Below are 21529 nucleotides of genomic sequence, written 5' to 3'. Positions count from 1 at the left end.
ACAAAAAAGGCCGCTTACGCGACCTTTTTCTGTGTATTCTAGTGTTTATCGATATTAGTCGATAACTTTAGATACAACACCAGCACCTACTGTGCGGCCACCTTCACGGATTGCGAAGCGTAAACCTTCGTCCATCGCGATTGGGTTGATTAGCTCAACAACAAACTTTAAGTTGTCGCCTGGCATTACCATTTCTACACCTTCAGGAAGCTCTACTGCACCTGTGATGTCAGTTGTACGGAAGTAGAACTGTGGACGGTAACCTTTGAAGAATGGTGTATGACGACCACCTTCATCTTTCGTTAGTACGTATACTTCTGACTCGAACTTAGTGTGTGGGTTGATTGAACCAGGCTTACATAATACTTGACCACGTTGAACTTCTTCACGCTTAGTACCACGTAATAATACACCACAGTTCTCACCTGCACGACCTTCGTCAAGAAGCTTACGGAACATCTCTACACCAGTACAAGTAGTTGTTGTAGTTTCTTTGATACCTACGATTTCTACTTCGTCACCTACTGTGATGATACCGCGCTCTACACGACCAGTTACAACCGTACCACGACCTTGGATTGAGAATACATCTTCGATTGGTAAGATGAAGTCACCATCGATTGCACGCTCTGGCTCTGGAATGTAAGTATCTAACTCTTTAGCAAGTTCTAATACTTTCTCTTCCCATTGTGCTTCACCGTTAAGTGCGCCTAATGCTGAACCTTGGATTACTGGTAAGTCATCACCTGGGAAATCGTATTCTGAAAGAAGTTCACGTACTTCCATCTCTACTAATTCTAATAACTCTTCGTCATCTACCATGTCACATTTGTTCATGAATACGATGATGTAAGGTACACCAACCTGACGTGATAATAAGATGTGCTCACGTGTTTGTGGCATTGGGCCATCTGTAGCAGCTACTACTAAGATCGCGCCGTCCATTTGTGCAGCACCTGTGATCATGTTTTTAACATAATCCGCGTGACCTGGACAGTCTACGTGTGCGTAGTGACGAGTCTCTGTATCGTATTCGATGTGAGATGTATTGATTGTAATACCACGCTCACGCTCTTCTGGAGCATTATCGATTTGTGCGAAGTCACGAACATCACCACCGAAAGCTTTCGTTAATACTGCAGAGATAGCAGCTGTTAAAGTAGTTTTACCGTGGTCAACGTGTCCGATAGTACCAACGTTAACGTGCGGTTTCGAACGTTCAAATTTTTCTTTAGCCATTTTACTGTACCTTTAGAATTTACCATTAAATTGAATTTTCTTCCCCTTAGCTAAAGTGTTGGCTCAGAGGCTGGGTCGTGATTTTAAATAAGGCTGAGCGCCTTGTCAAAACCAATCTTTACCTACTCTAATTCCTACACTCCACTAAAGTGGATAACTATATTGATTGTGTAATAAATAATTACTACTACAATCCGATTTTTTAAATCACATTTGTCAATAACAACAAGACGTTAGCTACATCAAACATCATATTGCTAAGGCACAATGTGGCTAATATAAAGTACCGCCACGTGATTCAACTATTTTCTCTGCAACATTTTTAGAAGCCTCATAATAATGTGAGAACTCCATTGAGTATGATGCACGACCTTGAGTTGCGCTACGCAATTCCGTAGCGTAACCGAACATTTCAGATAGTGGTACCGTAGCATTCACTAACTTAGTGTTCCCTGGACCTTCGTCCATACCATCGATCATGCCTCGGCGACGATTTAAATCGCCTACAACATCACCCATGTTTTCTTCTGGAGTGGTCACTTCAACTTTCATCATAGGTTCTAGCAATACAGGTCCTGCTGCCATTACACCATTCTTGAATCCCATTGAAGCTGCAATTTTAAAGGCCATTTCATTCGAGTCGGTCTCATGGAATGAGCCACCCGTTAATGTTACTTTTACGTCAAGCATTGGATAAGCAGCTAATACACCAGAATCCATTTGCTCTTGAAAACCTTTTTCAATTGCAGGGAAATATTCTTTAGGAATATCTCCACCATTTTCAATATCATTTACAAATATGAAGCCTTCGCCTTCTTCAGCTGGCTCCATTGTTAAACAAACATGACCATATTGGCCTTTAGTACCAAGTAAACGCTCAAATTTACCTTCGACTTTTGCTTCCTTAGTGATCGACTCGCGGTAAGAAACCTCTGGGTTACCAATATTACAATCAACTTTAAATTCTCGCATCATGCGATCAGTGATGATGTCTAAGTGTAGTTCACCCATACCAGAAATGATGGTTTGACCGGTTTCTTCGTCAGTAACGACTTTAAATGACGGGTCTTCTGCAGCGAGTTTGTTTAATGCGTTAGTTAGCTTTTCCTGATCAACTTGTGTTTTTGGCTCTACTGCTACTGAAATTACGGGCTCTGGAAATTCCATTTTATCAAGCGTGATAACATTTTGCGGATCACACAATGTCTCACCTGTAGTAACGTCTTTTAAGCCGATAGCGGCAGCAATATCGCCAGCATGAACTTCTTTAATTTCTTCACGATCATTCGCATGCATTTGTACGATGCGACCTAGGCGTTCTTTTTTACCCTTAAGCGGGTTAAAAACCATGTCGCCAGTTTTAACAACACCAGAATATACTCGGAAAAACGTTAATGTGCCGACAAATGGGTCAGTAGCTATTTTAAATGCTAAAGCAGAAAATGGCGCTTTGTCGTCGGCTTCACGTGAGTCTTCAGATTCATGTTTGTCATTACTGATACCAGTAATTGCAGGAACATCAGTTGGAGATGGTAAAAATTCGATAACACCATCAAGAACAGCCTGTACACCTTTATTTTTAAAGGCACTACCACACGTACAAAGAATAATTTCATTGTTGAGTGTACGCGCGCGTAAACCAGATTTAATTTCTTCTTCGGTTAAGTCACCTTCTTCAAGGTACTTGTCCATTAGCTCGTCGTCAGCTTCTGCGGCTTCCGAAATTAAATTGTCACGCCACTCTTCTGCTTCATCGAGCATATCTGCTGGAATGTCCTGATATTCAAAGGTCATCCCTTGATCAGCTTCATTCCAGTTGATGGCTTTCATTTTGATTAAATCGACAACCCCAGTGAATTCTTCTTCTGCACCTATCGCTAAGTGAATCGGTACTGCATTTGCACCAAGGCGTGTTTTTAACTGATCTACGACATTAAGGAAACTAGCCCCTGTACGGTCCATCTTGTTAACGAAGACCATGCGAGGAACAGAATACTTTTCCATTTGTCGCCATACTGTCTCAGTTTGAGGCTGAACACCACTAGATGCACAAAGGACTAATACAGCACCATCAAGAACCCGTAAAGAACGTTCTACTTCGATAGTGAAATCTACGTGACCAGGAGTATCAATGATATTAATGCGGTGATCATCAAACTGACGGTTCATCCCGTTCCAAAAACAGGTGGTCGCAGCCGAAGTAATAGTTATACCTCGCTCTTGCTCTTGCTCCATCCAATCCATGGTAGCTGAACCATCATGAACTTCACCAATTTTATGCGATAAACCAGTGTAATATAAAACACGTTCTGTTGTTGTCGTTTTACCAGCATCAACATGAGCACAAATACCGATATTACGGTAACGCTCAATAGGTGTTTGACGAGCCACTACATTTTCCTTTTATTCATTGAGGTTAAATAACCTAACATCAAAATATGTAGCGATTGCTTATTTATTTTCATGTTAATTTACTTCATCAAATTATTAAGTCTCATCGACTTAGAAGTAGAAAAGCGTAGTGACATAAATGCCACTACGCCCATCATTACAAAGCTATCGCTATTACCAGCGGTAGTGAGCGAACGCTTTGTTCGCTTCAGCCATACGGTGAACGTCTTCACGTTTCTTAACCGCAGAACCTTTGTTGTCAGACGCATCTAACATTTCGTTAGCTAGGCGCTGAGCCATTGATTTTTCACCACGTTTACGAGCTGCTTCAACTAACCAACGCATGGCTAGTGCATTACGACGCACTGGACGAACTTCAACTGGAACTTGATAAGTAGAACCACCTACACGACGAGATTTAACCTCTACTGCCGGGCGGATGTTTTCTAGAGCGATTTCGAAAAGCTCTAAGTGTTCTTTATCGTTTTGCTTCTCAGCTAAGATGTCTAATGCACCATATACGATTTTTTCTGCAACAGCTTTTTTACCATCAACCATAAGAATGTTGATGAATTTTGCTAATAGTTCATTACCGAACTTAGGATCTGGCAATATTTTACGTTGCCCTACGACGCGTCTTCTTGGCATCTTGAATTCTCCGTTTAATTCAGGGATTTCCCAAAATTGTTAAAATTTAAATTTGGCCTTACTTCACGGAAACCGTTAAGATTTAGGGCGCTTAGCACCGTACTTAGAACGGCCTTGTCTACGATCGTTAACACCTGAACAGTCAAGTGCACCACGAACGGTGTGATAACGTACACCAGGTAAGTCTTTAACACGACCACCACGGATTAAGATAACGCTATGCTCTTGTAAGTTGTGACCTTCACCACCAATGTATGAAGTAACTTCGAATCCGTTAGTTAAACGAACACGAGCAACTTTACGTAATGCTGAGTTAGGTTTTTTAGGCGTAGTTGTATATACGCGAGTACATACGCCACGACGTTGTGGACAAGCTTGTAACGCTGGTACGTTACTTTTTTGTACTTGTCTGACACGTGGTTTACGTACCAATTGGTTAATAGTTGCCATTATAGCTCCTGATTAAGTTAAAACATGTATGAATACTGGTGCTTCACACCAATTTCACACTCTCTTAAACGTGTAAAAATCAATTACCTTTCAATCAACGCAACAAGGCACAGATTAAAAGGTCGCAGAATTCTAATGGTCAAGCATTGAGCTGTCAAGAAAAACAAGCAAAGGATCCTAATTTATCGGCGCATTTGATCCTTTTAGGTGATTAGCAGTAGAAAAGCTAGAAATTGGGGCATAAAAAAACCGCCTCCTGTAACCGGAGACGGTTTTATCAATAACTATAAGCTAACTTATAAAACTGGATCGTTTTGATCGTTCGCTTCAGTATCTAAATCAGCATTTAAAGCATCAGTTAGTGCCTGAGCAGCTTCATCTGCTGATACTGTAGCTTCTTCTTCCATTTCCGCTGCGCGCTTACGCATACGATCTTGGTGATAAGCATAACCAGTACCTGCTGGAATTAAGCGACCAACAATAACGTTTTCTTTCAAGCCACGTAAGCCGTCTTTCTTACCAGCTACAGCAGCTTCAGTAAGAACACGAGTCGTTTCTTGGAAAGATGCCGCTGAAATGAACGATTCAGTTGCAAGTGATGCTTTAGTAATACCCATCATCTGCATTTCGTATTCAGCTGGTTGCTTACCTGCAGCTTCAAGTTCACGGTTTGCGATGTTTACGCGCGCCACTTCTACTTGCTCACCTTTCAGGAATTCTGAATCACCTGCGTCTAAGATTTCACACTTGCGAATCATCTGACGAACGATTACTTCAATGTGCTTATCGTTAATTTTTACACCTTGTAAACGGTATACATCTTGTACTTCGTTTACGATGTAATTAGCAACGTCAGCAACACCACGTAAGCGTAAGATGTCATGTGGAGACTCTGGACCGTCGGCGATAACTTCACCTTTAAGTACCGATTCACCTTCGAACACGTTAAGTTGACGCCACTTAGGAATCATCTCTTCGTAAACTACACCATCTGGCTGTGTAATAAGTAATCGACGCTTACCTTTAGTTTCTTTACCGAAACCAATGATACCAGTCTTCTCTGCAAGAATTGCCGGCTCTTTTGGCTTACGCGCTTCGAATAAATCAGCAACACGCGGTAGACCACCGGTAATATCGCGAGTCTTAGAAGACTCTTGTGGAATACGTGCTAACGCATCACCGATACCAACTTCAGCACCATCTTCTAGGTTAACAATAGCATTACCAGGTAAGAAGTATTGTGCTGGAATTTCTGTACCAGCAATCATTACATCGTTACCTTTAGCGTCAACTAATTTAACCATTGGGCGCATTTCTTTACCCGCAGAGCTACGTTGACCTGGATCAGTAATTACGATGCTTGATAAACCAGTCAACTCATCCGTTTGACGAGTCATTGTTAAACCTTCGATAAGGTCAACAAATTTAATCTTACCAGCTACCTCAGTGATAATTGGATGCGTATGCGGGTCCCAGTTAGCAACTGTTTCGCCAGCTTCGATTCCTGCTGCATCTTTCTTCGCAAGTACGGCACCGTACGGTACTTTATAACGCTCTTTTTCACGACCTAGTTCATCAATAACTGTTAGCTCTGATGAACGAGAAGTAATAACAACATGGTCGTCTGAGTTAATTACAAATTTCGCGTTTTGAAGTTTTAATGTACCAGTATTCTTAACTTGAACAGAGTTCTCTGCAGAAGCTCTAGATGCAGCACCACCAATGTGGAATGTACGCATCGTTAACTGAGTACCCGGCTCACCAATTGATTGTGCTGCCACAACACCAACTGCTTCACCTTGGTTAATCATATGGCCACGGGCTAAGTCACGACCATAACAGTGTGCACAAATACCGTAATCTGTAGAACAAGTGATAATTGAACGTACTTTGATTTGGTCAACTGAGTGCTCTTCAATTACATCACATAAACGCTCATCAATAAGTGTGTTACGTGGAAGTAATACATCCTCAGTACCTGGAATAAGTACATCTTCACATACTACACGACCAAGTACACGCTCACGTAAAGGTTCAACAACATCACCACCTTCAATAAGTGGTGTCATTAATAAGCCTTCTTGTGTACCACAATCGTGTTCTGTAACAACTAAATCTTGTGCAACATCAACTAGACGACGAGTTAAGTAACCCGAGTTAGCTGTCTTAAGTGCCGTATCGGCTAGACCTTTACGCGCACCGTGAGTTGAGATGAAGTACTGAAGTACGTTTAGACCTTCACGGAAGTTAGCGGTAATTGGTGTTTCAATGATTGAACCGTCTGGTTTAGCCATTAGACCACGCATACCTGCTAGCTGACGAATCTGTGCCGCACTACCACGAGCACCCGAGTCAGCCATCATGAAGATTGAGTTGAATGAGTCTTGCTCTTCCATTTCACCTTCACGGTTTTCAACTGATTCTTTAGACAAGTTGTCCATCATTGCTTTCGATACTTTTTCGTTAGCTGATGACCAGATATCAATTACTTTGTTGTATTTCTCACCAGCAGTTACAAGACCTTGGTCAAACTGCTCCTGAATTTCTGCAACTTCTTCTTCCGCACCGTCGATGATAGTGTATTTCTCATCAGGGATAACCATGTCATCAATACCAACAGAGGCACCGGCGATCATCGCGTAATGGAAACCTGTGTACATGATGTGGTCAGCAAAGATAACTGTATCTTTAAGACCCAGGTTACGGTAAGCATGGTTAATTAAACGTGAAATTGGTTTTTTACCAAGAGGTTGATCAATCAAGTCATATGGTAAGCCTTTAGGACATACTTGCCATAAAATAGAACGACCAACTGTTGTATCTTTTAACGTTGTACGTGCTACTAACTCACCTTCTTCATTGCGAAGGTGCTCAGTAATACGAACTTTTACACGCGCATGCAATTCTGCAGCACCTGTACGGTATGCTTTTTCTGCTTCAGCAGCAGATGAGAAAGCCATACCTTCACCTAAACCATTAACTCGCTCACGTGTTAAGTAGTAAAGACCTAATACAACATCCTGTGAAGGAACGATGATTGGATCACCATTGGCAGGAGATAAAACGTTGTTAGTAGACATCATTAACGCACGAGCTTCTAATTGAGCTTCAAGTGTTAATGGTACGTGTACCGCCATTTGGTCACCATCGAAGTCAGCGTTATATGCCGCACAAACTAATGGGTGTAAATGGATTGCCTTACCTTCGATAAGTACAGGTTCGAACGCTTGGATACCAAGTCTATGTAGAGTTGGTGCACGGTTAAGCATTACTGGGTGTTCACGAATTACTTCGTCTAGTACATCCCATACTTCTGCGCCTTCACGTTCTACTAGTTTCTTAGCTGCTTTAATTGTAGTCGCTAAACCACGAGCTTCTAATTTACCGTAGATAAATGGCTTGAATAGCTCAAGTGCCATCTTCTTAGGAAGACCACACTGATGTAAACGTAATGTAGGACCTACTGTGATTACAGAACGACCTGAGTAATCAACACGCTTACCAAGTAAGTTTTGACGGAAACGACCTTGCTTACCTTTGATCATATCAGCAAGCGACTTAAGAGGGCGCTTGTTTGAACCAGTAATCGCGCGACCGCGACGACCGTTATCTAATAAGGCATCAACAGACTCTTGAAGCATACGTTTTTCGTTACGTACGATAATATCTGGTGCAACTAGGTCTAATAGGCGCTTCAAACGGTTGTTACGGTTGATTACACGACGGTATAAATCGTTCAAATCAGATGTAGCAAAACGACCGCCATCTAGCGGAACTAGAGGACGTAAATCTGGTGGAAGAATAGGAAGAACTGACATGATCATCCACTCTGGCTTATTACCAGATTGAGCAAACGCTTCCATCAGTTTTAAACGCTTAGTGATTTTCTTGCGTTTAGTTTCGCTGCCAATTTCAGGCAACTCTTCACGCATTTGCGCGATTTCGCCTTCAAGATCGATTTGTTGAAGAAGTGCTAATACCGCTTCTGCACCCATCTTGGCGTCGAATTCATCACCGTGCTCTTCTAAAGAGTCTAAGTATTCTTCTTCAGTTAAGATTTGGCTCTTCTCAAGCGTTGTCATACCTGGCTCAGTTACCACGTATGATTCAAAATAAAGTACACGCTCAATATCACGTAACGTCATGTCTAGTAATAGACCTATACGAGATGGCAATGATTTTAAGAACCAAATATGTGCTACCGGGCTTGCTAGTTCGATGTGGCCCATGCGCTCACGACGAACTTTAGTCAATGTAACTTCAACGCCACATTTTTCACAAATTACACCACGGTGCTTAAGGCGCTTGTATTTACCACAAAGACATTCGTAGTCCTTTACAGGGCCGAAAATACGCGCACAGAATAAACCATCACGCTCAGGTTTGAACGTACGGTAGTTAATTGTTTCAGGCTTTTTAACCTCACCAAATGACCAAGAACGGATCAAGTCTGGCGATGCTAATCCGATGCGAATACCATCGAATTCTTCAGTTTGATTTTGTTGCTTAAGAAACTTAAGTAAATCTTTCACACTCTGTCTCCTGTCGGAGTTAACCTTTGCAGAGAGCGGCTATGCCGCTCTCTACGTGTACTGACTTTATCTACCTACAGTAGGGTCAGCTTTGTAGCTCTTGGCCAGTTATTCTGCATCCAACTCAATGTTGATACCAAGAGAGCGAATCTCTTTAAGTAATACATTGAATGATTCAGGCATACCTGGTTCCATACGGTGGTCGCCGTCAACAAGGTTCTTGTACATTTTAGTACGACCGTTAACGTCATCCGACTTAACTGTAAGCATTTCTTGTAACGTGTAAGCAGCACCGTATGCTTCAAGTGCCCATACTTCCATCTCACCGAAACGCTGACCACCAAACTGAGCTTTACCACCAAGTGGCTGCTGAGTAACCAGACTATAAGAACCTGTTGAACGAGCATGCATTTTGTCATCAACTAAGTGATTTAGTTTCAGCATGTACATGTAACCTACCGTTACAGGGCGCTCAAACCTACGGCCAGTACGGCCATCAGTTAAGTTAAACTGACCACTTTCAGGCATGTCTGCTAATTTGAATAGGTCTTTAATTTCGCGCTCACTTGCACCGTCAAATACTGGCGTAGCAATTGGTAAACCTGCACGTAAATTATCAGCTAAACGCATTACTTCATCATCGGAGAAGTTTTCAATATCTACTTCCTGACGAGATTCACCTAAGTTGTATACTTCTTTTAAGAAGTCACGCATCTTAGCGATACCACGTTGCTCTTCAACCATACGGTTGATCTTTTCACCGATACCGCGTGCCGCCATACCTAAGTGAGTTTCTAAGATCTGACCAATGTTCATACGTGAAGGTACACCCAATGGGTTAAGTACGATATCCACTGGAACACCATTTTCATCGTATGGCATATCTTCAACAGGTACTACGTTAGAAATAACACCTTTGTTACCGTGACGACCAGCCATCTTATCACCCGGTTGGATGCGACGTTTAACCGCTAAGTAAACTTTAACTATCTTAAGTACGCCAGGCGCTAAGTCATCACCTTGTGTGATCTTACGACGCTTAGTCTCATACTTTTTATCGAATTCAGCTTTAATCGCATCATATTGTTCAGCAATTTGCTCAAGATCTGACTGTTGAGCTTCATCAGATAAGTTTTGAACTAACCACTTGTCACGAGACATGCTGTTAAGATCAGACTCATTTAAGCCAGCAGATAGAAGAAGCTTCTTCGCACGAGCATAGATGCCGTCTTCAAGAATTGAGAATTCGTCGCCTAGGTCTTTCTTAACTTGCTTAAGCTGCATTTCTTCAATTTCTAATGCACGCTTATCTTTCTCTACGCCATCGCGAGTGAAGATTTGAACATCGATGATAGTACCTGATACTGAGTTTGGTACACGTAAAGAGCTGTCTTTAACGTCAGCAGCTTTTTCACCGAAAATAGCACGTAAAAGTTTTTCTTCAGGCGTTAATTGAGTTTCACCTTTAGGCGTTACTTTACCTACAAGGATGTCACCGCCTTTTACTTCAGCACCAATATAAACAACACCAGACTCATCTAGTTTGCTTAACGCTGATTCACCAACATTTGGAATATCTGAAGTAATTTCTTCTGAACCTAGCTTAGTATCACGAGCGATACAGCTTAATTCTTGAATGTGAATAGTCGTAAAACGATCTTCTTGCGCAACACGCTCAGAAAGCAACATCGAATCCTCGAAGTTGTAACCATTCCAAGGCATGAATGCAATACGCATGTTTTGGCCAAGCGCCAATTCACCCATGTCAGTTGAAGGACCGTCAGCTAACACGTCACCACGAACAACTGGGTCACCTAAATGACAGTTAGGACGTTGGTTAATACAAGTATTTTGGTTCGAACGTGTGTACTTAGTTAAGTTGTAGATATCGATACCGGCTTCACCAGGTACCATTTCATCTTCATTAACTTTTACTACGATACGTGATGCGTCTACATATTCAACTACACCGCCACGCTTAGCTACCGCTGTTACACCAGAGTCTACCGCTACGATTTTTTCCATACCCGTACCGACAAGTGGCTTATCTACTTTTAAAGTAGGAACCGCTTGACGTTGCATGTTTGAACCCATCAATGCACGGTTAGCGTCATCGTGTTCTAGAAATGGAATAAGTGATGCTGCAACCGAAACGATTTGCTGTGGAGAAACGTCCATATACTGAACTGCTTCTTTAGACATCAATGTAAATTCGTTTTTGTGGCGACATGGTACTAAGTCACTTACTAAACGACCGCTTTCATCACGTTCAGCATTTGCCTGAGCGATAACAAAGTTACCCTCTTCGATTGCTGATAAATAATCTACTTCATCTGTGATCACGCCATCGACAATTTTACGATATGGTGTTTCTAGGAAACCATAATCGTTAGTGCGTGCATAACAAGACAACGAGTTAATTAGACCGATGTTTGGACCTTCCGGCGTTTCGATAGGACAAACACGACCATAGTGAGTTGGATGTACGTCACGTACTTCGAAGCCAGCACGTTCACGTGTTAAACCACCTGGGCCTAATGCAGAAATACGACGCTTATGCGTAACTTCAGATAACGGGTTGTTTTGATCCATGAACTGTGAAAGTTGTGATGAACCAAAGAACTCTTTAACCGCTGCAGAAATAGGTTTAGCGTTGATTAAGTCTTGAGGCATTACTGCATCTAAATCACCTAATGATAAACGCTCACGTACGGCACGTTCTACACGAACAAGGCCAACGCGGAATTGATTTTCAGCCATTTCACCAACAGAACGGATACGACGGTTACCTAAGTGATCGATATCATCAACTTCACCTTTACCATCACGAATGGCAATTAAGGTTTTCATCACGGCGATAATGTCATCATTTGATAAGATGCCATCACCTACGCTGTCTTCAAAGCCAACACGACGGTTGAACTTCATACGACCAACAGTAGATAGATCATAACGCTCTAACGAAAAGAATAAGTTTGCGAATAAACCTTCAGCGGCATCTTTCGTTGGTGGTTCACCAGGACGCATCATGCGGTAAATTTCTACTAATGCTTCTAAACGGTTGTTGGTTGTATCAACACGAACCGTATCTGACATATATGAACCAACATCAAATTCGTTCATATATAGAGTAGAAAGTTTCTTATGACCTGCTTGGCTTAATTCTGCTAATAACTCTAACGTTAATTCTGCGTTAGCTTCAGCAATTACTTCGCCAGTTGATTCATCAGCATATGCTTTAGAAAGCACTTTACCAACGATATATTCCGCTGGTACTTCTAATTTATCTACGCTTTCTTTTTCTAGCGTACGGATGTGACGAGCAGTAATACGACGACCTTGCTCAACAAGTACATCACCGTTAGGTAATTTAATGTCGAAAGTAGCAGTTTCACCACGTAAACGCTCTGGGATAAGTTCCATTACTAACTTATCACCTTTGATTTCATAGCAAGTCGTATCGTAGAACATCGCTAAGATTTCTTCAGTAGAATAATCTAAAGCGCGTAAAATAATAGATGCTGGTAACTTACGACGACGATCTATACGTACGAATAAGTTATCTTTCGGATCAAATTCAAAGTCTAACCAAGAACCACGGTAAGGAATTACACGTGCGTTATATAACACTTTACCTGAAGAGTGTGTTTTACCTTTATCATGATCAAAGAATACACCAGGTGAACGGTGTAATTGAGATACGATTACACGCTCAGTACCATTAATAACGAACGTACCGTTCTCAGTCATTAATGGGATTTCGCCCATGTAAACTTCTTGCTCTTTGATATCTTTAACTGTGCCTGCTGGTGCTTCTTTATCATAAATGACTAAGCGCAATTTAACGCGAAGCGGAGCAGAGTATGTTACACCACGTATTTGACATTCTTTAACGTCAAATAATGGCTCGCCTAAACGATAGCTAACGTATTGTAATTCTGAACTACCAGAATACGCTTTAATTGGGAAAATTGAACGAAACGCTGCTTCTAAGCCTGTTTCGCCAGTAGGGTCAATATCAATGAACTTTCTAAAAGATCCGAGTTGAATGGACAACAAGAATGGGTAATCCATTACTTGTGCACTTTTACCAAAGTCCTTTCTAATTCGTTTCTTCTCAGAGTAAGAGTAAACCATGGGGTTCCTCAGCTAGCTGGGTTGTACCGAATCCATCTTATCTTTGTCGACTAAAGCTAAGACGGCCTTTATGCTATGACAATAAATGCCAAGTTGATTGGGTACTTTTATTAAGCACCCAATCAACTTGGCTTACGTCTTTTTTTCTTATAATAAGCGGCAGTTTACTTAGCCAACTTACTATACTGCACTGTTTTGCTTTTAAAAAAAACCCATTTATTTAGGCTTTTATAAATTTAGCGTTATTTAGCGCAAAAAGGCCGGTGACGTTTAAATCACCAGCCATTGCCTGTTTAGGCAGCTAATCTGTCAAATGACAGATTACTTGATCTCAACAGAAGCACCTGCTTCTTCAAGAGTCTTCTTAAGCTCTTCAGCTTCAGCTTTTTCAACACCTTCTTTAAGTGCTTTAGGAGCTGATTCAACCAATTCTTTAGCTTCTTTAAGGCCAAGACCTGTTGCGCCACGAACTGCTTTGATAACGCCAACTTTCTTGTCGCCGAAGCCAGTAAGAATAACGTCAAATTCTGTTTGCTCTTCAGCAGAACCACCAGCGTCGCCACCAGCAACTGCAACTGCAGCAGCAGCAGAAACACCGAACTTCTCTTCCATTGCTTCTACTAATTCAACTACGTCCATTACTGACATTTCAGCAATTGCGTTTAAGATATCGTCTTTAGAAATAGACATACTATAATTTCCTAATTTTTAATAAACAGTCTTTGTAAATGTAAAGTACTGTTTGAAATAACTATAAATACAAAAAGCTTTTTTACCCCTCTCAATGAGGTGATAAAAATTAAGCAGCTTCTTGTTCTTTCTGATCGCGAACTGCAGCAATCGTGCGGGCCAATTTGCCTGCAGATGCTTCTTTCATAGCGCTCATTAAACGTGCGATTGCTTCGTCGTAAGTAGGTAGCTTAGCTAACATATTTACGTCTACTACATTACCTTCAAATGCTGCGGCTTTAAGTTCAAAGGCTTCGTTTTCTTTAGCGAAGTCTGAGAATAAACGCGCTGCAGCACCTGGGTGCTCGCTTGAGAATGCAATTAATGAAGGACCTTTAAATGTGTCAGCAACACACTCAAAATCAGTACCTTCTACTGCACGACGTGCTAATGTGTTACGGACAACTTTCATCCATACGCCATTCTCACGTGCTTGCTTACGCAATACAGTAATTGCTTCAACTGTTACACCACGGGCATCCGCAACAACAGCTGATTGAGCGCCATTGGCAGCTTCTTGAACTTCAGCAACAATTGCTTTTTTATCATCAAGATTGATAGCCATCGGCTTTTAACTCCTGGTTCAACCGGAAAATCCGGTATTAACTACTCCGAAATAGATTTCTACTTCGGCCATTACGGCGAGAGCCAGAATTTAAGGAAATATCTGGGTAATCACCATCTACGCAGGCATTAATTAAGGATTCTACTAAGCATGAAGCTAATAAATCCACCTACGGTCTTTGACGGGACTGCTTGAATTTACTTAAAAATTAAGTATTTTAAGCAGTTCCTACCAAAATTAAGGGGCGAAATTATAGTTTAATATTTCACCCCTGTAAAGCTTCTACATTAGAAGATTATTGATTCAATGAACCTTGGTCCACTGAAACACCAGCACCCATAGTAGTAGATACTGAAATTTTCTTAATGTATTGACCTTTAGCATTAGCTGGCTTAGCTTTCTTAAGCGCTTCTAATAATGCTTCTAAGTTCTCTTGTAACTTAGCGTCTTCGAAATCAGCCTTACCGATAGTTGTATGGATGATGCCGTTTTTGTCGTTACGGTAACGGATTTGACCAGCTTTTGCGTTATTCACCGCACCAACTACGTCTGGAGTTACTGTACCAACTTTCGGGTTAGGCATTAGGCCACGTGGACCTAAGATTTGACCTAACTGACCTACAACACGCATTGCATCAGGAGTTGCAATAACTACGTCGAAGTCCATTTGACCTGCTTTAACTTGTTCAGCTAGATCTTCCATACCAACGATGTCTGCACCCGCTTCTTTCGCTTTATCTGCATTTGCACCTTGAGTGAATACAGCTACACGAACGTCACGACCAGTACCGTTTGGTAGTACAGTTGCACCACGAACGTTTTGGTCTGATTTACGAGCATCTATACCTAGGTTGATAGCAACATCAACACTTTCACGGAATTTAGCAGTTGCTAATTCTTTAAGAAGTGCGATTGCTTCGTTGATTTCATAATCTTTTAATACGTCTACTTTTTCACGGATAAGACGAGCGCGCTTTGATAATTTAGCCATTCGATTAACCCTCTACCACTAAGCCCATTGAACGAGCAGAGCCCGCGATAGTATTAACGCCAGCGTCGATGTCGCCTGCAGTTAAATCTGGTTCTTTCATCTTAACGATTTCTTCAAGTTGAGCACGTGTAACAGTACCTACTTTTTCAGTGTTAGGACGACCTGAACCTGACTTGATACCAGCAGCTTTCTTAAGTAAGTAAGATGCAGGTGGAGTCTTAGTTTCGAACGTGAAAGAACGATCACTGTAAACAGTAATTACTACTGGTACTGGAGCGCCTTTGTCTAATGAATCTGTTTTCGCGTTAAACGCTTTACAGAATTCCATGATGTTAACACCGTGTTGACCAAGAGCTGGACCAACTGGTGGTGACGGGTTAGCTGCACCAGCAGCTACTTGTAGCTTGATTAAAGCTTGGACTTTTTTAGCCATCTTTAAATTTCCTATGTTTGGGTTCTAACGCTCTGCTCTCTTTGAGCACCGATTCTACTTAGTAAAATGAAACCTTTACGGTTCAGCTCCCCGTGGGTTATAAAATCACCGTTTTTGAGCCAACTTTTGCCCGCTCAAATAAAAACGGCAGCGGATTATAAATTAATCAACGCTGCCGTTTCAAGTTCTTTTTTATAGTTAGGCGAATTTCTAGTTATTCACCTTTTTCAACTTGGCCGAATTCCAAGTCAACTGGTGTCGAGCGACCAAAGATAAGTACCGACACTTTAATGCGGTTTTTCTCGTAATCTAACTCTTCGACAACACCATTAAAGTCTGCAAATGGACCATCGATAACGCGCACAACCTCACCCACTTCAAACAACGTTTTCGGCTTCGGAGCGTCTGTCTCTTCAAGGCGTTGTAAAATACGATCAGCTTCTTTTTGAGTGATCGGCATTGGGCGATCAGATGTACCACCTATAAACCCAAGTACACGAGGTACTGATTTAACTAAATGCCAAGCTTCTTCATCCATCGCCATTTCGACAAGTACGTAACCTGGGAAAAATTTGCGTGCTGACTTACGCTTTTGACCTGCGCGCATTTCAACAACTTCCTCAGTAGGTACTAAGATTTGGCCGAACTTATCTTCTAAACCATGAATTTCAATGTGCTCAATAAGGGTTTTTTGAACACGTGCTTCATAGCCAGAGAATGCTTGTACAACATACCAACGTAATTTTGGTTTGTTGTCTTGGTTTGTGTTTTCTGTGATTGATTCTTCAGACATTTTCTATACCTGTAGGCCTGTAATAAAACCAACAACCCAGAACAATACTGAATCTAGGCCCCATAATAATAGCGACATAATTAATGTAGCTACTAAAACGATACCCGTAGTTTGTACAGCTTCTTGACGTGTTGGCCAAACAACTTTACGTACTTCAGTACGAGACTCTTTAGCAAACGTTACGAAGGTACGACCCTTCTCGGTTTGCATTGCTGTAAGTCCAGCAACGATCACTGCCGCTACTACACCTATAGCACGAAATAGTACTGATTGTTCCGCGAAATAGTAGTTACCTACTACCGCACCGATTAATAGAAGAGCGGTAAGCCCCCACTTTAATCCATCAAGAGAACCAGTTTCTTGGTTTTCTGCACTTGCATTCATAAATCTGACCTGTAATTTCCGTCTATTTAGACAACATACCTTCGCTACTAGCAGAGGCTACAGTACAACTTCTGTACTTTAAATTTGGCAGGGGTAGAGAGATTCGAACTCCCAACCGTCGGTTTTGGAGACCGCTGTTCTACCAATTGGAACTATACCCCTATATTTAACACCCTACTTAAACTCAAATTTCGAGAGAGTTTGAGTATACACTTGTCGAACGAATCTTAGTTTGTTTTGGGAAAAATAAGAGATGCTCTTGAAGTGAGCCCGCTATTATACTGAGTCAATTATTTTACTCAAGAGCTTTTTATTACCGAAACCTTGTCTCAGCTAATTAAACTTATCTATTCAACAATATTTACAGAGCGAAATTATCCGGATACAAAGCGATGGACCAATGAGCTAATTGAAATTGGCGAGAAAGAATTTCTTCAGGTAATTCTTATTCGTCAATTTTTTTATCTGATTTTTAAAAATTTTACAGCGAACATGCAAAACTCCCCAAAACTTATCTATACCATAATGTACTTTTATTGACAGCTTACTATATTCGGAAAGCTGCCCTTGAAGAACGGCCTTTAGCCCAATGCCATTTTGGTTATCTATGTAATTTGAAAGACAATATTTAAAGTGCTTCTGATTTTCAACCGCCTGTAAGTTTTTATTATCTAACGGCAGTTCTATATTGAATAATTCAATCAGCGCATAGAGCCTAGAATATAGTACTGATTGCACACCAGCTTCCATAAAGTGCGATGCAACCTGTTGCCAATCTATTTCGTCTCGATAAAAGTTTACCAATTGATATAAAGCGACTAATTGAAATAAGTGAATATCTTTTTCAAAATATCCTCTATCTGACAATTCACTGTGAACAATATTTATAATAATTTGATGCGTCGCGGAGCACTCTCTAACGCTTATTGGCTCATTAACAGGTATTAACTTGGCCGAATGCCATAATTCACTACTCGGAAGTAGAGTTAAAAGAGTGTTTTTCGTGTGCCAACGATGAAGTTCGATATAACACTTGCTGGTATTGCGTTTCATCGGCGATTGATGGTGATGCTCATATTCATCAATATCATATGCCTCATCATCTAGTGTATAGCCTTGAGCAACCATTTCTTGAGTAGCGTATTCTAACTCCTCTGGTTTAACTAACATGTCGATATCATTCATGTACCTAATAGAGCGAGGTACTGCTACACCATTTAACAAAGTTGCTGCGCCTTTGAGTAAAATAGGCGTTATCTCTAGATGATTTAATAATTTCACCGAGTAAACAATTTCATCGACGAGCTCAGCGGCTCGTTCCTCATAAACTTGACTAATTTCTGTTAAATATTCTCTATGAAGCGCAGGCAGGGCTTCCCACTGTTTTTTTTGCTTTATACCGTGAGTTAGCGCTCCGACTATCCAACACTGATTAGCAAGAGCCACTATTGATAAAAAGTATTCTTCGTTGGCTAAGCCCTCTAACTCTCGCTCTTTTGACTCAGAATGTTCCGATATCCAATAACATAACCTATAAATCGTGCTTAGGGTTGCTTGATTAGCATTACTCATCAGGCAACCCCAATGCTTTCAATGCTTGACTAGTTGAAGAATAACTAAGTGACATCCGAGTCGAATTTTCTATGTAGCTAAATAGTTTATCGAGTGTCAGCTCATCAAGATCTGCCGACAATTGGTAGCCGCCTCTAGTGAGTAACTGAATAGTGTCGACCACAGTTAACTTTGTCAACGATGCGCCTTTGTCATCCAAATCAACACCAAACTGAGGGAAAATAATATGAACCTTTGCGACTTTAGTTACGTTGTTTTCTTTATCACGATTAATTGGCCATACATATTTAATCAATCGACCATCCAACCTGCGCCACTCTTGCTCCTCTTTTAAACAAGGGTACTTGCCCGATAGCTGCTCCCAACTTCCAGACTTTATCGCCAGTGGTAATTTAATTTCAGTTAGATTAAGTTCTTCGTCCAGCACAATAAATTCGTCTGAGAAAGTTGTACTGTTGCTATTTTGAATCTCTGCACATAGCGTCGATTTACCTTTTCCTGACTCGCCTGGCAGCAAATATATTGACTGTCCTTGTTGTATTGCTGCGCCATGAAAACAAAACAAATAAGGCGTAGCTTGATAGCTTACAATTTGCAAACGGTCGACCAACTCTGGCATCACTTCTTCATATGATAAGTGCTTTACAGCCAAAATCCCATTCGAATGGATGTGATAAAAACCATCGAGGTGAATAACTTCAAGGAAAAAATCTGGTGGGCAATATGAGCTAATCAAAGGGGCGAGTATGTGCTGAATTGCCCTAGAAAGAACCTTACAGTTAGTATCAATCAGGAACCCGCTACCTGCAATTAAGAGGTAATGACTAAGCTCTGACGGGGCTGTAACTGTTTTGTCTAATTCAATATCAAGCTCAGGGTAACGACCATCAAGATAACTATCTTCACCTTTCCCGCCAGAAAACGTCGCCAAAAGCTTTGAATACTCTTCATTTATGGATTCAAGAGGAATAGTTAGTTGATCAGAGAGGTGCTGTAAATTATCAGCTAAAACTCCCTTTTTTTCACAGGTAAGTAAAATAATAGTTGTCAAAGGGGAGACTGTGACTAATTCTCCTCTTGGCTCAAATAACAACAAGGAATTGTCTTCTTCAATAAAGAGTATCGCAGGTAACTTCTTTAACCTGACTTTATTGATAGTCACAAAATATTTTGCTTTAACCTGTTAACATCTTTTGTTGCCATTGCCTCGGCAAGACTTTGGTGCTGCCGAAGTTGACGGGCTCATTAACGTAGTTACAGCAATAGGCGTAATCGCAGCCAATTTACCATATTTCCGAATAAAATCTCGACGTGTACTCTCAATGCTTGACGAATTAGAAGCATCTACAGAAGACTTATTATCTTTCATTAGGGACCACCTTATACTACTGAAGCGATAATCATAATACCTAAATACGGGACATTGATAAAGTGTTCATTAATCAACCAATGATTAACAAAAACAAAAAAGGCCGCTTACGCGACCTTTTTCTGTGTATTCTAGTGTTTATCGATATTAGTCGATAACTTTAGATACAACACCAGCACCTACTGTGCGGCCACCTTCACGGATTGCGAAGCGTAAACCTTCGTCCATCGCGATTGGGTTGATTAGCTCAACAACAAACTTTAAGTTGTCGCCTGGCATTACCATTTCTACACCTTCAGGAAGCTCTACTGCACCTGTGATGTCAGTTGTACGGAAGTAGAACTGTGGACGGTAACCTTTGAAGAATGGTGTATGACGACCACCTTCATCTTTCGTTAGTACGTATACTTCTGACTCGAACTTAGTGTGTGGGTTGATTGAACCAGGCTTACATAATACTTGACCACGTTGAACTTCTTCACGCTTAGTACCACGTAATAATACACCACAGTTCTCACCTGCACGACCTTCGTCAAGAAGCTTACGGAACATCTCTACACCAGTACAAGTAGTTGTTGTAGTTTCTTTGATACCTACGATTTCTACTTCGTCACCTACTGTGATGATACCGCGCTCTACACGACCAGTTACAACCGTACCACGACCTTGGATTGAGAATACATCTTCGATTGGTAAGATGAAGTCACCATCGATTGCACGCTCTGGCTCTGGAATGTAAGTATCTAACTCTTTAGCAAGTTCTAATACTTTCTCTTCCCATTGTGCTTCACCGTTAAGTGCGCCTAATGCTGAACCTTGGATTACTGGTAAGTCATCACCTGGGAAATCGTATTCTGAAAGAAGTTCACGTACTTCCATCTCTACTAATTCTAATAACTCTTCGTCATCTACCATGTCACATTTGTTCATGAATACGATGATGTAAGGTACACCAACCTGACGTGATAATAAGATGTGCTCACGTGTTTGTGGCATTGGGCCATCTGTAGCAGCTACTACTAAGATCGCGCCGTCCATTTGTGCAGCACCTGTGATCATGTTTTTAACATAATCCGCGTGACCTGGACAGTCTACGTGTGCGTAGTGACGAGTCTCTGTATCGTATTCGATGTGAGATGTATTGATTGTAATACCACGCTCACGCTCTTCTGGAGCATTATCGATTTGTGCGAAGTCACGAACATCACCACCGAAAGCTTTCGTTAATACTGCAGAGATAGCAGCTGTTAAAGTAGTTTTACCGTGGTCAACGTGTCCGATAGTACCAACGTTAAC

At 41.2% G+C, this 21529-nt stretch carries 16 protein-coding genes and 1 tRNA gene; all 17 read right to left on the bottom strand.

The window, feature by feature from the left end; all coding sequences use genetic code 11:
* Nucleotides 1–54: 54 nt before the first annotated feature.
* Nucleotides 55–1239, bottom strand: coding sequence for an elongation factor Tu (tuf, locus tag HII17_RS18860; RefSeq protein WP_169076645.1), 1185 nt, complete (start codon nucleotides 1237–1239; stop codon nucleotides 55–57).
* A 273-nt stretch (nucleotides 1240–1512) separates the two neighbouring features.
* Nucleotides 1513–3630, bottom strand: a complete 2118-nt coding sequence (gene fusA / locus HII17_RS18855) for an elongation factor G (RefSeq protein ID WP_169076928.1) — start codon at nucleotides 3628–3630, stop codon at nucleotides 1513–1515.
* Nucleotides 3631–3804: 174 nt separating this feature from the next.
* The gene (gene rpsG / locus HII17_RS18850; RefSeq protein ID WP_169076927.1) at nucleotides 3805–4278 is read right to left on the bottom strand and encodes a 30S ribosomal protein S7; all 474 of its coding nucleotides are present in this window, start codon (nucleotides 4276–4278) and stop codon (nucleotides 3805–3807) included.
* A 75-nt stretch (nucleotides 4279–4353) separates the two neighbouring features.
* Nucleotides 4354–4728, bottom strand: coding sequence for a 30S ribosomal protein S12 (gene rpsL, locus HII17_RS18845; RefSeq protein WP_116006511.1), 375 nt, complete (start codon nucleotides 4726–4728; stop codon nucleotides 4354–4356).
* A gap of 296 nt (nucleotides 4729–5024) precedes the next feature.
* The gene (gene rpoC, locus HII17_RS18840; protein ID WP_169076926.1) at nucleotides 5025–9260 is read right to left on the bottom strand and encodes a DNA-directed RNA polymerase subunit beta'; all 4236 of its coding nucleotides are present in this window, start codon (nucleotides 9258–9260) and stop codon (nucleotides 5025–5027) included.
* Nucleotides 9261–9368: 108 nt separating this feature from the next.
* Complete coding sequence (gene rpoB / locus HII17_RS18835) at nucleotides 9369–13397, bottom strand: DNA-directed RNA polymerase subunit beta (protein WP_169076925.1); 4029 nt, start codon at nucleotides 13395–13397, stop codon at nucleotides 9369–9371.
* Nucleotides 13398–13718: 321 nt separating this feature from the next.
* Nucleotides 13719–14087: a 50S ribosomal protein L7/L12 gene (gene rplL / locus HII17_RS18830; protein ID WP_169076924.1), complete on the bottom strand. Its 369-nt coding sequence runs from the start codon at nucleotides 14085–14087 to the stop codon at nucleotides 13719–13721.
* Between the two features lie 109 nt (nucleotides 14088–14196).
* On the bottom strand, nucleotides 14197–14691 hold the full coding sequence (gene rplJ / locus HII17_RS18825) for a 50S ribosomal protein L10 (RefSeq protein WP_169076923.1): 495 nt from the start codon (nucleotides 14689–14691) through the stop codon (nucleotides 14197–14199).
* Nucleotides 14692–14986: 295 nt separating this feature from the next.
* Nucleotides 14987–15682, bottom strand: coding sequence for a 50S ribosomal protein L1 (gene rplA, locus HII17_RS18820; protein WP_169076922.1), 696 nt, complete (start codon nucleotides 15680–15682; stop codon nucleotides 14987–14989).
* Nucleotides 15683–15686: 4 nt separating this feature from the next.
* Entirely contained in the window at nucleotides 15687–16115 is a 429-nt protein-coding gene (gene rplK, locus HII17_RS18815) for a 50S ribosomal protein L11 (RefSeq protein ID WP_169076921.1), read from the bottom strand.
* A gap of 214 nt (nucleotides 16116–16329) precedes the next feature.
* Nucleotides 16330–16908, bottom strand: coding sequence for a transcription termination/antitermination protein NusG (gene nusG, locus HII17_RS18810; protein ID WP_169076920.1), 579 nt, complete (start codon nucleotides 16906–16908; stop codon nucleotides 16330–16332).
* A 3-nt stretch (nucleotides 16909–16911) separates the two neighbouring features.
* Nucleotides 16912–17292, bottom strand: coding sequence for a preprotein translocase subunit SecE (gene secE / locus HII17_RS18805; RefSeq protein ID WP_169076919.1), 381 nt, complete (start codon nucleotides 17290–17292; stop codon nucleotides 16912–16914).
* A gap of 85 nt (nucleotides 17293–17377) precedes the next feature.
* Nucleotides 17378–17454 (bottom strand) — tRNA-Trp (locus tag HII17_RS18800).
* 243 nt (nucleotides 17455–17697) lie between these two features.
* Nucleotides 17698–18864 carry a nucleotidyltransferase family protein gene (locus tag HII17_RS18795; protein ID WP_169076918.1) on the bottom strand — a complete coding sequence of 389 codons (1167 nt, stop codon included), beginning with the start codon at nucleotides 18862–18864 and terminating at the stop codon, nucleotides 17698–17700.
* A complete protein-coding gene (locus tag HII17_RS18790; RefSeq protein ID WP_169076917.1) occupies nucleotides 18857–20026 on the bottom strand; it encodes a hypothetical protein in 1170 nt (389 codons plus the stop codon). The genes HII17_RS18795 and HII17_RS18790 overlap by 8 nt, the downstream gene beginning before the upstream one ends.
* Nucleotides 20027–20047: 21 nt before the next feature.
* Nucleotides 20048–20233: a hypothetical protein gene (locus HII17_RS18785; protein WP_169076916.1), complete on the bottom strand. Its 186-nt coding sequence runs from the start codon at nucleotides 20231–20233 to the stop codon at nucleotides 20048–20050.
* 147 nt (nucleotides 20234–20380) lie between these two features.
* The coding region (gene tuf, locus HII17_RS18780; protein ID WP_169074975.1) for an elongation factor Tu at nucleotides 20381–21529 on the bottom strand (1149 nt) is incomplete at its 5' end.

It is taken from the genome of Thalassotalea algicola (assembly GCF_012932965.1).
Taxonomy (GTDB): Bacteria; Pseudomonadota; Gammaproteobacteria; order Enterobacterales; family Alteromonadaceae; genus Thalassotalea_F; species Thalassotalea_F algicola.
Note: the sequence above shows the minus strand (reverse complement) of the source record. Positions and strands in the feature narration are given on the sequence as shown.